The following is a 13,377-nucleotide window of genomic DNA, read 5'->3' as shown; positions in this document are numbered from 1 at the left end:
ATCCGGCGCCTCAACACGCATGTTGAAGCTGCGGCGACCTGCAAACCTGTTGACGTGTGAGCCGAACCGGCTCGATAAATCCCCCATGCAGCACCTGACGCGGTTCCCCTGCGCCGGCGCTGCATACAGTCAGTCTTCGTCGCAGAAATCACGCCTGTGGCGACCTCGATGCCCCAGCAGCAGCCTTGCTCCCATTCGCTCAAGCGCGCTCACAATCGAAAGCGAGCACCGAAGCGAAAGGCTCGGGACGCGGAGCGCAACGACGCCGCGCAGCATCAGGCGTGCCAGCTTGAGCAGGAGGAGCGCGCCAGACTGCCGTGCACGCTCCATCGCCCTTGAGCTCATGCGCCCGCCGTCGCCAGCTCGAAGATGCGGAACAGGACGAGTCCTCCGGCAACCACGAGATAGCCACGCAGCACAATCATCCAGATCCGGCTCAACACGCTGAGCTTGGCTGGTGGCAACTGACCAAGCGGTGGCATGCGCCAAGTGTCCGGGTCCAACTGGCGCGACGCGACGATACGTCGGCGCGGTTTGCGCTCGGTCAGTTGGTACAGCTTGGTCAGAACGGTCACCACAACCGCGAGGATGCTGCCACCGATCAGAATCCCGACGATCCATTGTTCATTCATGTCCGGAAACAGCACGGAAGCCGTAAGAATGGTCGACAGCATCACCAATGCCGCAATCACTGCACCCGTGAAGACATTCAGCTTCCACGAGTTGGCCCACGGACCAAGCACGGCCTTATCGTTGCACAACAGGAGCAAGAACACCGTCGCGCTCGGTAACAATACGCCTGCGAGGGTCTGCACTGCATTGGTAAGCAAACCGAGCGGCGTCCCCGGTGTCAGCACCAACACTGCCGCCAGAACGATGAGGCCGAAGTAGACACCGTAAAATCCCTTCGCGTCCTGCGGCTTGCGATGCAACGAGTGCTTGAGGGAGAACACGTCGCCGATAGCATATGCCGTCGACAATGAGACAGCGGCAGCCCCGATGATGCTGGCGTCGAGCAGCGCAAGCGCAAACAGCACTGCGGGAAGCCGGCCGGCATACTTCTCCAACCCAACGGCGGTACCGAGCGCATCGGTGTAGTTGCCGAATTCGGGCCGGCCGGCAAAGACTGCAGCCGCAAAACTCATCATCGCGACCGCGCCGAGCACCACCAGAATGATGCCGATGCAGAGGTCCCATCGCTCATAACGTATGAAGCGTGGTGTAATGCGCTTGTCGACGATGTAGCTCTGCTGGAAGAATAGCTGCCACGGCGCAACAGTGGTCCCGACGATAGCGATGATCAGCAACATCACCTCGTTCAACTTGCCGTCCGCCGGCATTCTCGGCACGAAGAAGTCTGTGGCGATCTGGCCGATCGGCGGATGCACCATCAGAAAGATCGGAATCAATAGCAGGCTGCCGAAAACGAGGGCGATCGCAAACCGTTCGAAGCGACGGAAATCACCGGTACTGACGGCGACCATCACCACCAGCGCCGATACGATGACACCCCAGAATTGCGACAGACCCAGATAGCTCAGCGCGAGGCTCACGCCGATGAACTCGGTCACCAGCGTCAACGCGTTGAGCAGGAATAGATCGATGACGCTGAATGCGCCCCAGAATTTGCCGAACCGCTCGAAGATAAGGCGCGCATGCCCGACACCGGTCACAGCGCCAAGGCGAACCACCATCTCTTGATTGACGTAGAGCACCGGGATCAGCAGCAGCAGCGTCCATAGCAGCGTGGTGCCGTAGTTCTGGCCGGCCTGGGCATAAGTCCCGAACGCACCGGCGTCGTTGTCGCCGACCATCACGATCAACCCGGGCCCGAGGATCGCGATCAACGTCTTCCATCGCGCAGCCAGGCCCTTGCGCGGGCCATAATCGCCTTCACGGATCGTGCCGAGCGCCCCGCGGATATCGCCGACATGAGCTTCATCCAGCACCGCTGCGCGTGCGACCTGTACATTCACTTCATTCATAACAGTCATGACCTCACCTCATTCGGCACTTGCGGAGCGGCTGCGGCTTGCGCGCCTGGCTCCTGCTTCGAATCACGGTCGCGAGTCTTTGGAAGCTTCTCGGCAATCCCGAGCAATTCGACGCGGCGGTGCATCTCGACCCAGATGTCTTTCGGGTCGATTCCAGCGCGATGCCAAAGCGCGGCAAGATGGTAGAGAAGATCGGCGCTCTCACGGATGACGCCATTTCTGCTGTGCTTGATCGCCTCGAGCGCCACTTCGCCGGCTTCCTCGATGACCTTTTGCGCGTTCCGGCGTGTACCGGACGTCAGTAGTCGGGCCGTGCGCGGATAGCTCTCAGGCGTCACCAGCGCAAAGGCATGATAAAGGCGGTCGATTTCCTGAGGCCCGATGTCCTCAGGCCTGATGCCGGCTGCATCCTGTCGCGTGGGGAGCGGGACCGTTTCCCTGCGATCAATGTGTGATGTGGCATTTGGGATCGCGAAGCTGTCAAATTCTTTCAGCCCACGCGACAGACTCTTGCGCAGCTCGCGTTCGATAGCCTCTGTCATGATTGTCTCCTGTCTTCACTCGCGATGCCGCTGGCCGGCACCGGAGCGAGCAGGAGCGTCAGGCGCTCATGTCACCTCGGCCGGATCGGATCACGGCAATTCGAAATGCGATGTCGTCCCCCGGAGGGGTTCCCGTTGCCGCGCCGGTCTGACGCGCAACGGGGCTACTAGGTCCCTCGTCCATTCATGGTCTCCCTGTTCATCCTGCAGCGCGACGAAGCTGCGCGAACGCTCGATTGGTCACGCGACTGCGACCGGGCTCGTCGGCCGACGTCGCAACATCGCCCTCGGCTTGCCAGCAGCACACTAGCCGCCCGCTGCCTTCGGTCGTGGTCCAATGACAGACCAGCCCCGGGTGTGGACTCCGGCGCTGGCCGGGCGGGCGGCGAAGACCCGGCCGGTTGTCATTGGAATGCTTGTTGCTGGAATGCACGGCCTGAACGGCTGACGGCGCAACGCGCCGCAGCTCGCACGACCAGAATTTTGCGATTTTTCTGAACATCGCTCACCTCCACTTCCGCGTCCCGCGGCAGGCCGGTGAGACAGACGGTCAGTTAGGTACGACCATCAACTCTCACGCGACTGGAGCCGTCGCGACTGATCTCTTTGTCCTGCGGCATCGCGAGCCCGGCGGTTGTCTCCGGAATGGCGCTGCCAAAGATGGTACTGCCCATGTGCTCTTTGCTGAGCTTGCGCTCTTCGTTGGGTTGAAACTAGCTGAGAACAGCATGTTCCCAGCTATGCTTGGCCACTACGCCCGCCATAGAGGCAAGTCAAGCTCTTTTATCTATCCCCCTGGGGGGATGGGTGATATCCTCCATGGAGGATAGGAGAACAGATGCCCCACACCAGACACCCTGCAATCGTTAAGCGTCTGAAACGCGCTGACGGCCACCTCAAAACCATTATCGAAATGATCGAGGACGGCCGCCCCTGCCTGCAGATCGCCCAGCAGCTCCAGGCCGTCGAAAGTGCCATCGAGAATGCCAAGAAAGCCTTGATTCACGATCACATCAGCGAGTGCATCGAACGGCCGCTAAAAGCCGCCGGCAAGTCGAACCAGGCGCCTCTCAAGGAATTCAAGCTGATCGCCAAATATCTGTGATCAGCTTACTCGCAGTTGGGTTCATTTGTGCGATTTTAGAAGCGCGGGACCGGTTAGTGCTGCGGAGTAAACTGAGATATGAACCTCGCACTCGAATTTGAATGGCCATCTCATGGCCTACTGTCTATCGTATGCGAATGTCGCGCTTCGCTTGTCTAATAGCTGCTGTTGTTCTGTCATTAATATCGGTGGCCGCAATAGCTGCGCCAGCCCATAAACGGTCGGCGTCGCGCTCGCACGGCTATGGCTTCTTGCCCGGCTATCAGCAGCCGCTTAGCAACAGCATGCCGCTCTACATGCAGAAAAAGGCATTACAGCGCATAGCACGTGAACGCCGACGTCCTTGGTATATCGACCCCGTGCGTAGCTATTACGGGTACGATGCCGAATGGCACTATTTCGGTCGACCAGGCTTTTATAGAGGCAGATACAACGGTGGCACATTTGGTCCTTGCTGGACGCGAACACCTATCGGGCCGATTTGGAACTGCGGTTGATGAGCTGCTGCAGTCGGTCTTGAAGATAATTCCTCAGACCGAAATTGCTTCTATAAGCAATGGCATCGCAACGTGACATAAATGACGCGGGCCCTCACTCTTCGTCAAAAAAAGAAGCCTGCCTGGGTTTTAGATGAACCCGCTTTTTTTCCCCGATGGATGGCCACTGGAATACGACTGCTTCATCACGACGATCATGTCCGTCTGTCACGACGGCATATTTCGGTGCGTCTCGGTCTTAGCAATAGCAGGGCGGCTAGCGCTGATAGGCTCAGCGCAGATGAAATGATCAGCACGCCGGTTCCTATGTATTCGATCAGGATACCAAAGGCGAACGGCGCAATCGCCTGCGCCACTCTGGAAGGCGCTCCGAGAATCCCCAAGCGATAGGCGTAGTTTTGAGGACCGAAGATAGCGAGCGGCAGCGTGCCTCGTGCGATCGTCAGTATGCCGTTGCCTGCACCATGCAGGATTGCCAAAGCCATTGCTGCCGGGCCGCCAAAGATTCCTACAAATGCCGCACCGATTGGATGCGCGAGACAAGCAAGCCGTGTAGAAATCAACGGGTGGTAGCGCGATAAAAACCCTGCCTCTGCGATCCGAGCCGCCACCTGCGCCGGACCAATCAAAGCGCCTGCTAAGATTGCTTGCGAGGGCGAAGCTCCTGCCGCCTCAAGTATTCTTGGGAAGTGTGCAGCCATCGCGCCTGTCACGGTCCACGCAGCAGCGAACACAAACGCCAAGAGAATCATTGTGCGGTCCATCGGAATGGACGGCTTGCTGCTGTTTACCGCTAAAGAGTCATGTGGCGCCGCTTTGGGAATAAAGATCAGGTTCAACGGAAGCCCGATAGCAATATGAATCGCAGCCCATGCAAGGCATGTTTCCCGCCAGCCGATGGCGCCAAGCCCTAGTGAGGTTAGAGGCCACCCAATAGTACTCGCGAAGCCTGCGAAAAGGGTCACGCCTGTAATCGCTGACCTCGCTGATTGACCGAAGATGCGTCCCAAGGCACCGAACGCCGCATCATAGAGCCCGAGCCCCATACCGATGCCGAGAAGAAGCCATGCGAATAGAAGCATCGCGACAGAGTGGGTGAACGCAAGGGCTACGAGTCCCGCAGCTAAAATAATATTCGACCCGGATAACACCCACCGGCCACCGACGAGATCAATTTGGCGACCGATCCTTGGACCCAGCAATCCCGAAATCACGAGTGCGGCTGAGAACGCGCCGAATATCCAGTTTGCCGTTAGCCCGAGATCGCGAGCAATAGGGTCCGCCAGAATCGCCGGAAGATAGTAGCTGGATGCCCACGCAAGCGTTTGCGTAATGCCGAGAGGAACGACAATTCTGATTTGGCTTGGCACCGTCACCTAACCCTGAGCAAGCAATCGAACCTCACCCGCAACAGGGTTGGCTATTCTTCGGAGTGCAGCACGATGCCTTTTGTTCTTCAAGCCAGCGGTCGCGCGGCTTGCAGCTCGATGGACGTGGCGAGAGCGGTACACGAACAGCATCGTCTTCAATGGTGAGTGTATCCGCCTTGTAGAGTTGCATCGGTCTCACGCCGTCGCTCACTTCGAAGGTCAACTTGCCATCTCGCGGGAATGGGACGCTTTGGGCGACCTTCCCCATGATCGCCAAGAACTTCCCGACCGGCATGTGTCCGCGATTTTCTTCGACGATGTCCCATAACTGGATGAAGGTTTCCTGCCAGCTCTCAGGATTTGCGCCGCAGTCCAGCGCATTGAACGCGCCCGTCTTCACTTCGGTGACGTGGTAGCTCGGACGAACGTCCTGCCCGTCGTAATGAAAGATCAGCGCTTTTTCCTTGTGGGCGTCCAACGTACCTAGCAACGCATCAAGGGAAAGCTCGTCGGAGGAAGAAAGGGGGTTGGCAATCTCGCCCATTTTGCTATACCTTCATTTTGATATTTATTGAAATATAGGATCGTCGATGGATCAGCGTCAAGCCATCTCCGCCTTCGGAGCCCTCGCTCAAGACACACGACTGGCGATTGTTCGGATGTTGGTGAAAGCGGGGCCGCTTGGTTTGGCAGCAGGGCTGATCGCCGAACGCGCGGGTGTGGCCGCGTCCAACGTGTCGTTCCACCTGAAAGACCTAGAACACGCTGGCCTTGTCAATTCGAGACGTGAGGCGCGTTCGATCATCTATTCGGCAGACTTTGAAACGCTGCGAGGGCTGATCGCCTTCCTGATGAAGGATTGCTGTAGCGGCCACCCGGAAATCTGCACTCCCGCGTTGGCCGATACATGCTGCACCCCGGCCAGCACCAAGAAACGGAAAAAGGAACATGCGTGAGGCTCACATGACTGATCCAATTTACAACGTCTTGTTTCTCTGCACCGGCAATAGCGCACGATCGATCCTTGCCGAATCCATCTTGAGAAAAGATGGGGAAGGGCGCTTCCGGGCATTCTCGGCAGGAAGTACCCCGAACGGCCGCGTCAACCCGTTCGCGATCCAGACCCTTGAGAGCTTCGGCTATCCGACCGAGGGACTGCGCTCCAAAACATGGCTTGAGTTCTCGCAGCCTGACGCTCCGGTAATGGATTTCGTCTTCACCGTTTGCGACAACGCGGCGGGTGAGGTGTGTCCAGTTTGGCCCGGACATCCTGCGGTGGCGCATTGGGGCATTGATGATCCCGCAAAGGTCACTGGCAGTGAGATAGAGAAGGAAGCGGCCTTCGTTGCGGCCTTCCGCTACATGAAAAGCAGGGTTGATGCGTTTGTCAGCTTACCCCTTGCGAGCATCGATAAGCTGTCGCTCAAGACCAAGCTCCACGACATTGGACAAAGCGAGGGCAGCACGTCGCCTCGTAACGATGTGGCGTGACACATGAGCGTATTCGAGCGTTACCTTTCGCTGTGGGTTGCTCTTTGCATCGTGTTCGGTGTTGCCTTGGGGCATTTCCTTCCGGGGCTTTTTGAAGTCATTGCCAGAGCGGAGATCGCCAAGGTCAACCTTCCGGTGGCCCTGCTGATCTGGCTGATGATTATTCCGATGCTCCTCAAGATTGACTTCGGAGCACTTGGAGAGGTCCGACAGCATTGGCGCGGGATCGGAGTTACGCTCCTCGTCAACTGGGCCATCAAGCCTTTCTCGATGGCTCTTCTTGCCTCCCTGTTCATCGGCCATTGGTTCGCCCCGTTGCTGCCAGCCTCGCAAGTCTCGTCGTACATCGCTGGGTTGATCTTGCTTGCTGCTGCACCATGCACTGCAATGGTGTTCGTGTGGTCGAATCTCTGCGAAGGCGAGCCTCATTACACGCTTAGCCAAGTGGCGCTAAACGATGTGATTATGATTTTCCTGTTCGCCCCGCTGGTTGGGCTGCTGCTTGGCGTTGCGTCCATCACGGTGCCTTGGACGACGCTCCTTCTATCGGTCGGCCTCTACATCGTCATTCCGGTCGTCATCGCTCAGGTATGGCGGCGCTCTATCGTCGGAAGTCCGGGGCGCTTGGAGCGAACACTGCGAACGCTCCAGCCTGTTTCGCTGGTTGCTCTACTCGCAACCTTGGTTTTGCTGTTCGCCTTTCAAGGGCAGCAAATCCTTGCCCAGCCGGTGGTGATCGCCTTGCTGGCCGTGCCAATCCTGATCCAAGTTTATCTCAATGCCGGTATCGCTTATTGGCTCAGCCGACGGCTGGGTGTTGCGTGGTGTGTGGCCGCGCCGAGTGCTCTCATCGGTGCCAGCAACTTCTTCGAGTTGGCGGTAGCAGCAGCCATTAGCCTGTTCGGTCTGACCTCGGGAGCTGCGCTTGCCACCGTTGTCGGCGTTCTGGTGGAAGTGCCGGTGATGCTTTCGGTTGTTAAAATCGTGAAGGCAACAAGGGGCTGGTATGAAGAAGGAGCGATGTCGAAAGCTGTACCTTCTCGCGTGCGATGACGCCAAAATCTTGCGAGTTCATGCGGAATCGACAATGTTCAGGCACCAGCGTGGTCCTCTAATAGCGACTATCTCCCAGTTCCTTTCCGCTTCTGGCTAGTCGGCTGGAAGAAGCGCTAGAGCCCAAGCTCGGCCACGATTTCTTTCGCTGATTCCTTCAACAGCGGCGCATAGCTGAGCGCTGTTTCAACGGACATTCTGAAGCTCGGTGCATGGATCGAAAGGGTGGCGATGACCGTGTTGTCCGAACGCCGCAGCGGCACGGAAACGCCGATCAGTCCGCGATGGTATTCTTCCTTGTTCATCGACAGATCGTTTTTTCGGATGAGGCGGCATTCTTCTTCCATCTCATCCAGATCAACGATTGTGGTGTCGGTAAATTTTTCGCGGTGAATGCTGTTGAGAAGCGCTCGCCGGTTTTTCTCGGACATTTGAGCGATCAACAGCTTGCCTGATGCGGTCGCGTGGATGGGAACGCGTGAGCCGGATTGCAACTGCATGCGCAGCGGCCAGTCGCATTCCACGCGCTCGAGATAGAGCACCTCGTGATTTTGCAGAACCGAGAGGTTGCAGGACTCTTTCACGCGGTCGACGAGCTTCTGCATGATCCCGCGCACGATCGGTTGGCGCGCCTGGGCGACCAGTGCATCGACCGAGAGCCGCAGCCATGACGCGCCGACCGTATAGCCCCGGCCGCTGAGATCGCGCTGAACGAATCCGACATCTTCGAGTTGGAGGAGAAGGCGATGGACCGAGGGTTTCGGCATTTCTGCTTGTTCGGCGAGGTCCGCGAGCGACTTCGGCTCTTCGGCGGATGCAATGGCTTGAAGCAGACGCGCGGCCTTTTGAACCGCGGTCATCTTGCTGTCTGCATCATCGTTCGTTTTTGTCGCCATAGCTCGCTTAAGTCCGTGTGGATGTTTCGCTCTAGTCCAGTTCTTTCCAGGCGCCGGCGCGATCAATCGCGTGGCCCCTTACAGCATCTAGATTAATCCTGGGCATGCTTCCATCGAGAATGACGGATGCGCCCTCGCATTTCAGCACCGGCTCAAGAAGCTGAACCGGCGTCTTCAAAAATCCATTCATTTCGCCGGCAGTTTTGACATTGCCGAGCGCTACGCAAAGCTCCATCCAGCAGCCGAGGTCCGTTGCGACGCCGTTTCCGAGAACTGCGGTCATGCCGCGATCGGAAATCTGGCGAAGACCGTTCTCCAACGTATTCAATCGGCCCAGCTTCATGAGTTTGAGCTTGATGTAATCGGCGCATTTCAGATCGGCTGCACGGTCTATGTCGCTCAGAGCATAGATCGACTCGTCGAGCATCAAAGGCACCTTGCTGGCCTTGGTGATGGCCGCCGCCGAGTCCCAGTCCTCCGCAGCGCAAGGTTGCTCGACAAGCTCGATATCCTCCGGCTCGAGTCGGCTCAGGAAATGGATAGCTTGATCCCGGGTGTATCCCTGATTGCCATCGACGCGTAATTTTGCGCGCCCGTTCACGATCTCCCGGACCACGTTGACCTGCTTGAGATCGGCTTCCGGCTCCCATCCGATTTTGACCTTCAGCGTTTTGTAGCCGCGCCCGAGCAGCGTCTCGACTTCCTGCTCGAGCTTGTCGCGATTGTCGGCCTTGCCATTCACGGTGCCCAGCAGTTCGAAGCGGCCGCGGCGGCGGAGGATCGGATTTTCTGCGAGCCAGTCCAGTGCTGTCAGGAATGCGGTCGCGGTGAATGGCGCGCTATCCAGCATTTTGTCACATGCGGAATTCAGATCCTGAATCGTCGTGCAGCGATCCGTGAGGTCTTTCGCCAGTGACCAGGCCTGTTCGATCGTCTCGTCAGTGTAGCCGGGCAGGATGGTCGCTTCACCCCATCCGACAGTGCCGTTGCCGAGCGCTGCCACGAGCAGAACGTCGAAATGCGTCTGTTCACCAAACGCCAATCGGTAGGGGACGGTGAGCGGTAGCCGCAATTTGGCGGCGGCGAGGGTGATTTTGGAATTGGAAAGGCTCGGGGACATGAATTATCGTTCCATTTTCTTACATAAAATGTACCATTTTTTTGTAGACTCCCGGGAGATTTGCTGTCAAGTTTTGATCCAAATCAAAAGAAGCAAAACGTTCTTCCAAAAAATCCAAATAAATCAGGGAGTAAGCTAATGAGGGGTCTTTTCTTGGCTTTCGCTGCGGGCCTGGCCGGTGCCGTGGCTATTTCACCGGCTGCATCGGTTGCAGCCGATTATCCATCCCGTCCGATCACCTTCATTGTGCCTTGGGGACCGGGCGGCGGCGCCGATCAGGTGGCGCGGATCATCAGCAAGTTGGTTGAGCCCGAACTGAAGACGTCGGTGCCGGTGGTGAACATGCCGGGCGCGACCGGGCAGACCGGCCTGACCAAGCTCGTGACCTCACCAGCGGATGGCTACACCATCGAAGTCATGACGGGCGATACGTTCGCGCTGTTCGCTGCGAAGAACTCTCGCTTCAAACTTGAGCAGATCACGCCGATCGCGGTCATGATCCAGCAGCCGTCGGGGTTCTTCTCGAACGCGACCGGGCCGCTGCAGACCTGGGACGACGTGCAAAAGGCGGTCAAGGACAAGGAAATGCGCATGGCGGTGACGGGCTATGGCAGCCCGGACGACATGTCGGTCAACTACTTCAAGAACAAGGGCATGAAATTCCAGAGCGTCGGCTTCGCCGAGCCGGGCATGCGCTATGCGTCGGTGGTCGGTGGCCAGAGCGATCTTCTCTACGAACAGGCCGGTGACATTCGCAGCTTCATCGACGGCAAGCAGATCAAGCCGGTGCTGTTCTTCAGCAAGAAGCCGGTCGAAGGCTTCGAGAACGTCGCTTACTCGGGCAAGCTTGGCTACAACGTCTTCCTTCCGCAGTTCCGCGTCGTCATCGTTCGTTCCGGCACCGATCCGGCGATCGTGAAGACCTTGTCGACTGCGCTGGCCAAGGTCGCACAGGCCAAAGAGTATCGCGACTACCTCAAGCTGCAGTACGCCGAAGCCGACAGCTTCGTCGGCTCCGAGAACAGCGTGAAGTTCATGACGGACTGGTTGAGCGAGGCGAGTGCGCTTTCGCAGTCCAACGCCGCCACTGCGGCCGCCAAGTAATCGCGTTGCAGCCATGTCTGGTGATACGATGTCCAGCAAACCAATGGATGGGGGCGCCGAGTCCGGCGCTCCTATGTCTCCGCTGAAATGGCTCCGTGAACTCGGGCCCTACGTTCTCATCGTCGCCGTCGCGATCTTTCTTTATCGCGTCGCATCTGAGATTTCTTATGCCGAAGTTCCCGGCCAGATGGGGCCGGAGCGGTGGCCCAAGATCATCATCGCTTTGCTGATCGCCGTCTCCGCATTCGAGATTCTGCGCCGGATCGTCGTTTGGGTCAGGCCGCGTCCTGTTGCGGACGCTGCGAACGAGATGGACGACGAGGGCTTCTCGCAACGAATGGAAGCCCATCCGATGCTGGTTGCCGCCGCGACCGCCGCCACTGTCGCCTATCTGCTGCTGTTCGACCTTGTCGGGTTCTTCGTCGCGACGGTCCTGTACGTCGCCGCAGTGATGTGGATCGGCGGGGTTCGCAGACCGGTCTTCCTCGGTCTGCTGTCGCTGGCCATCAGCTTTGGGTTCTCATTCTTCTTCATGAAGCTGATCTATGTCGCCCTGCCGCTCGGGGAGGGGCCGTTTGCCCAGATATCCCTGATTGTCATGAAACTCGTCGGCGCTAACTGAGGGCAATGGAATGGATACCTTTCATCTTCTGATTGCCGGCTTTGCCGAAGTCTTCAAATGGCAGGACATGGTTGCGCTGGTGATCGGCCTGTGCGTCGGCATGGCCGTGTCCGTGCTGCCCGGTCTTGGCCTTGTCATGGGTGTCGTGCTCGCACTGCCCTTTACCTATTCGATGAGCCTCGAGACCTCGATCATTCTGCTCACTGCTATCTACATGTCCGGTACTTATGCCGGCTGCTACACGGCGATCCTCTACAAAATTCCGGGTGAACCAATGGACGTCCCGCTGCTTTGGGACGGCTGGAGCATGACGATGCGGGGGGATGCGGCGAAGGCGCTCGGCTGGGCGCTGGTTGCTGCACTCACCGGAGGTCTTGTGTCCTCGGCGGTCATGGTCAGTCTTGCCGGTCCGCTCAGCAAAATCGCTCTGAGTTTCGGTGCGCCGGAATATTTCGCCGCCGTTTTCTTCGGCTTGACGACCGTCGTCGCGCTGGCAGGTAAGTCTCTCCCGAACGCGCTGATCAGCATGTGCATCGGTTTGCTGGTTTCCACGGTCGGCATCGACGCCACCTACGGCTCGGAACGGTTCACCTTCGGATCCGATGTGCTCATCAATGGCGTGCCGTTCGTGATGGTGCTGGTCGGCATGTACGGTTTTGGCGAAATTCTCGACAAGATCGGGCAGGGCTCAAAGTCCGTCTCTTTGCCGGGTGCCAGCAGCACGGCGACCAGCTTGCCGTCATTGCGCGAATTGTGGGGACTGCGTGCGACCCTGGCGCGGAGCACGACCATCGGCACGCTACTCGGTCTCATTCCCGGTGCAGGCGCGACGATATCTTCCTTCGTGTCCTACGGCGTCGAGCGTCAGTACGGTAAGCGGGGTCGCCAGATCGGCACCGGCATTCCAGAAGGTATTGTTGCCCCGCAGATCGCATCCACTGCATCGGTGGCGGGTCATATGGTGCCGCTGCTGACGCTCGGTTTGCCAGGTAGTGGTGCGACTGCGGTGATCCTCGCAGCGTTCCTGCTGCATGGCGTGCAGCCCGGCCCCTTCATGCTGAAGAATCCGGAATCGGCTCTGACCGTCTACACTATTCTGGCCTCGATGTTCGTGTCGGTGATCGGCATGTGCCTGCTCGGATTCGTCTGGATCCGGCTCATCATCAAGGTGCTCAAGGTGCCACCGGGTATCCTGATCGCGATAATCGCCATGTTCGCGCTGATCGGCGCCTTTGCCGACCGCAACGCCATGTCCGATCTGTGGGTCGTGGTGATCTTCGGCGTGCTCGCCTGGATCATGGAGCGGGTCAAGCTGCCGGTCGCGCCAATGGTGCTCGGCTCCATTCTCGGACCGATCGCCGAGGACTCGTTCACGCGTAGCATGATCACTTATCACGACGACTGGACGATGTTCTTCCGGTCGCCAATCAGTGCAACGCTGATGTTCCTTGCATTGCTGTCGCTTGTGTTCCCGACGCTGAAGAAAATGATTTTCCGTTCTTCAAAAGACAAGCGTCCCGACCTGCAGATGGCTGAAGCGACTGCAGCGGCCAATCCCAACTGATTGATACACATTCGAGAAA

At 58.2% G+C, this 13,377-nt stretch carries 15 protein-coding genes; 8 read left to right on the top strand and 7 right to left on the bottom strand.

Annotated features, from left to right (window positions below; all coding sequences use genetic code 11):
- Window positions 1-341 precede the first annotated feature (341 nt).
- The 3 genes from HMPREF9697_RS11885 to HMPREF9697_RS20940 all read right to left on the bottom strand — a co-directional run bounded on the left by HMPREF9697_RS11885 (window position 342) and on the right by HMPREF9697_RS20940 (window position 3,038).
- Complete coding sequence (locus tag HMPREF9697_RS11885) at window positions 342-1,994, bottom strand: NRAMP family divalent metal transporter (protein WP_002717468.1); 1,653 nt, start codon at window positions 1,992-1,994, stop codon at window positions 342-344.
- The gene (gene hisE, locus HMPREF9697_RS11880) at window positions 1,991-2,536 is read right to left on the bottom strand and encodes a phosphoribosyl-ATP diphosphatase (RefSeq protein ID WP_002717467.1); all 546 of its coding nucleotides are present in this window, start codon (window positions 2,534-2,536) and stop codon (window positions 1,991-1,993) included. The genes HMPREF9697_RS11885 and hisE overlap by 4 nt, the downstream gene beginning before the upstream one ends.
- 199 nt (window positions 2,537-2,735) lie before the next feature.
- Complete coding sequence (locus HMPREF9697_RS20940) at window positions 2,736-3,038, bottom strand: hypothetical protein (RefSeq protein WP_002717465.1); 303 nt, start codon at window positions 3,036-3,038, stop codon at window positions 2,736-2,738.
- A 336-nt stretch (window positions 3,039-3,374) separates the two neighbouring features.
- Between HMPREF9697_RS20940 and HMPREF9697_RS11875 the strand changes: the two genes are divergently transcribed.
- Window positions 3,375-3,641 carry a metal-sensing transcriptional repressor gene (locus HMPREF9697_RS11875; protein WP_002717464.1) on the top strand — a complete coding sequence of 89 codons (267 nt, stop codon included), beginning with the start codon at window positions 3,375-3,377 and terminating at the stop codon, window positions 3,639-3,641.
- Window positions 3,642-3,778: 137 nt separating this feature from the next.
- The gene (locus tag HMPREF9697_RS21485) at window positions 3,779-4,138 is read left to right on the top strand and encodes a hypothetical protein (protein WP_081602589.1); all 360 of its coding nucleotides are present in this window, start codon (window positions 3,779-3,781) and stop codon (window positions 4,136-4,138) included.
- 194 nt (window positions 4,139-4,332) lie between these two features.
- Here the strand turns inward: HMPREF9697_RS21485 and HMPREF9697_RS11870 are convergent, their stop codons facing one another.
- Together HMPREF9697_RS11870 and HMPREF9697_RS11865 are read right to left on the bottom strand one after the other, a co-directional pair.
- Entirely contained in the window at window positions 4,333-5,508 is a 1,176-nt protein-coding gene (locus HMPREF9697_RS11870) for an MFS transporter (protein WP_002717463.1), read from the bottom strand.
- Between the two features lie 31 nt (window positions 5,509-5,539).
- Window positions 5,540-6,052 carry a DUF6428 family protein gene (locus HMPREF9697_RS11865; RefSeq protein WP_002717462.1) on the bottom strand — a complete coding sequence of 171 codons (513 nt, stop codon included), beginning with the start codon at window positions 6,050-6,052 and terminating at the stop codon, window positions 5,540-5,542.
- A gap of 46 nt (window positions 6,053-6,098) precedes the next feature.
- Here HMPREF9697_RS11865 and HMPREF9697_RS11860 point away from each other — a divergent pair, with 46 nt between their 5' ends.
- The 3 genes from HMPREF9697_RS11860 to arsB are packed head-to-tail and all read left to right on the top strand — an operon-like array spanning window position 6,099 to window position 8,052.
- Window positions 6,099-6,464, top strand: a complete 366-nt coding sequence (locus HMPREF9697_RS11860) for an ArsR/SmtB family transcription factor (RefSeq protein ID WP_002717461.1) — start codon at window positions 6,099-6,101, stop codon at window positions 6,462-6,464.
- 7 nt (window positions 6,465-6,471) lie between these two features.
- Window positions 6,472-6,999 (top strand): arsenate reductase ArsC, encoded by a 528-nt coding sequence (locus tag HMPREF9697_RS11855; RefSeq protein ID WP_002717460.1) that lies wholly within the window; start codon window positions 6,472-6,474, stop codon window positions 6,997-6,999.
- A 3-nt stretch (window positions 7,000-7,002) separates the two neighbouring features.
- Complete coding sequence (gene arsB / locus HMPREF9697_RS11850) at window positions 7,003-8,052, top strand: ACR3 family arsenite efflux transporter (protein ID WP_002717459.1); 1,050 nt, start codon at window positions 7,003-7,005, stop codon at window positions 8,050-8,052.
- 116 nt (window positions 8,053-8,168) lie between these two features.
- Here arsB and HMPREF9697_RS11845 read toward each other — a convergent pair whose 3' ends face one another.
- Window positions 8,169-9,014 (bottom strand): IclR family transcriptional regulator, encoded by an 846-nt coding sequence (locus HMPREF9697_RS11845; protein WP_244597957.1) that lies wholly within the window; start codon window positions 9,012-9,014, stop codon window positions 8,169-8,171.
- The gene (locus HMPREF9697_RS11840; protein WP_002717457.1) at window positions 8,980-10,068 is read right to left on the bottom strand and encodes a mandelate racemase/muconate lactonizing enzyme family protein; all 1,089 of its coding nucleotides are present in this window, start codon (window positions 10,066-10,068) and stop codon (window positions 8,980-8,982) included. Before HMPREF9697_RS11840 ends, HMPREF9697_RS11845 begins: the two co-directional genes overlap by 35 nt.
- Before the next feature lie 138 nt (window positions 10,069-10,206).
- On the opposite strand from HMPREF9697_RS11840, the gene HMPREF9697_RS11835 reads away from it, so the two are divergent.
- Genes HMPREF9697_RS11835 through HMPREF9697_RS11825 form a run of 3 tightly spaced genes read left to right on the top strand, consistent with a single transcriptional unit; the run spans window position 10,207 to window position 13,358 of the window.
- The gene (locus tag HMPREF9697_RS11835) at window positions 10,207-11,172 is read left to right on the top strand and encodes a Bug family tripartite tricarboxylate transporter substrate binding protein (protein ID WP_002717456.1); all 966 of its coding nucleotides are present in this window, start codon (window positions 10,207-10,209) and stop codon (window positions 11,170-11,172) included.
- Window positions 11,173-11,200: 28 nt separating this feature from the next.
- Complete coding sequence (locus tag HMPREF9697_RS11830) at window positions 11,201-11,794, top strand: tripartite tricarboxylate transporter TctB family protein (RefSeq protein WP_040307922.1); 594 nt, start codon at window positions 11,201-11,203, stop codon at window positions 11,792-11,794.
- 10 nt (window positions 11,795-11,804) lie between these two features.
- Window positions 11,805-13,358 carry a tripartite tricarboxylate transporter permease gene (locus HMPREF9697_RS11825; RefSeq protein WP_002717454.1) on the top strand — a complete coding sequence of 518 codons (1,554 nt, stop codon included), beginning with the start codon at window positions 11,805-11,807 and terminating at the stop codon, window positions 13,356-13,358.
- The last annotated feature ends 19 nt before the right edge of the window (window positions 13,359-13,377 follow it).

The sequence above is a fragment of the Afipia felis ATCC 53690 genome, assembly GCF_000314735.2.
GTDB lineage: Bacteria > Pseudomonadota > Alphaproteobacteria > Rhizobiales > Xanthobacteraceae > Afipia > Afipia felis.
This window is presented reverse-complemented; position numbering and strand designations above follow the sequence as displayed.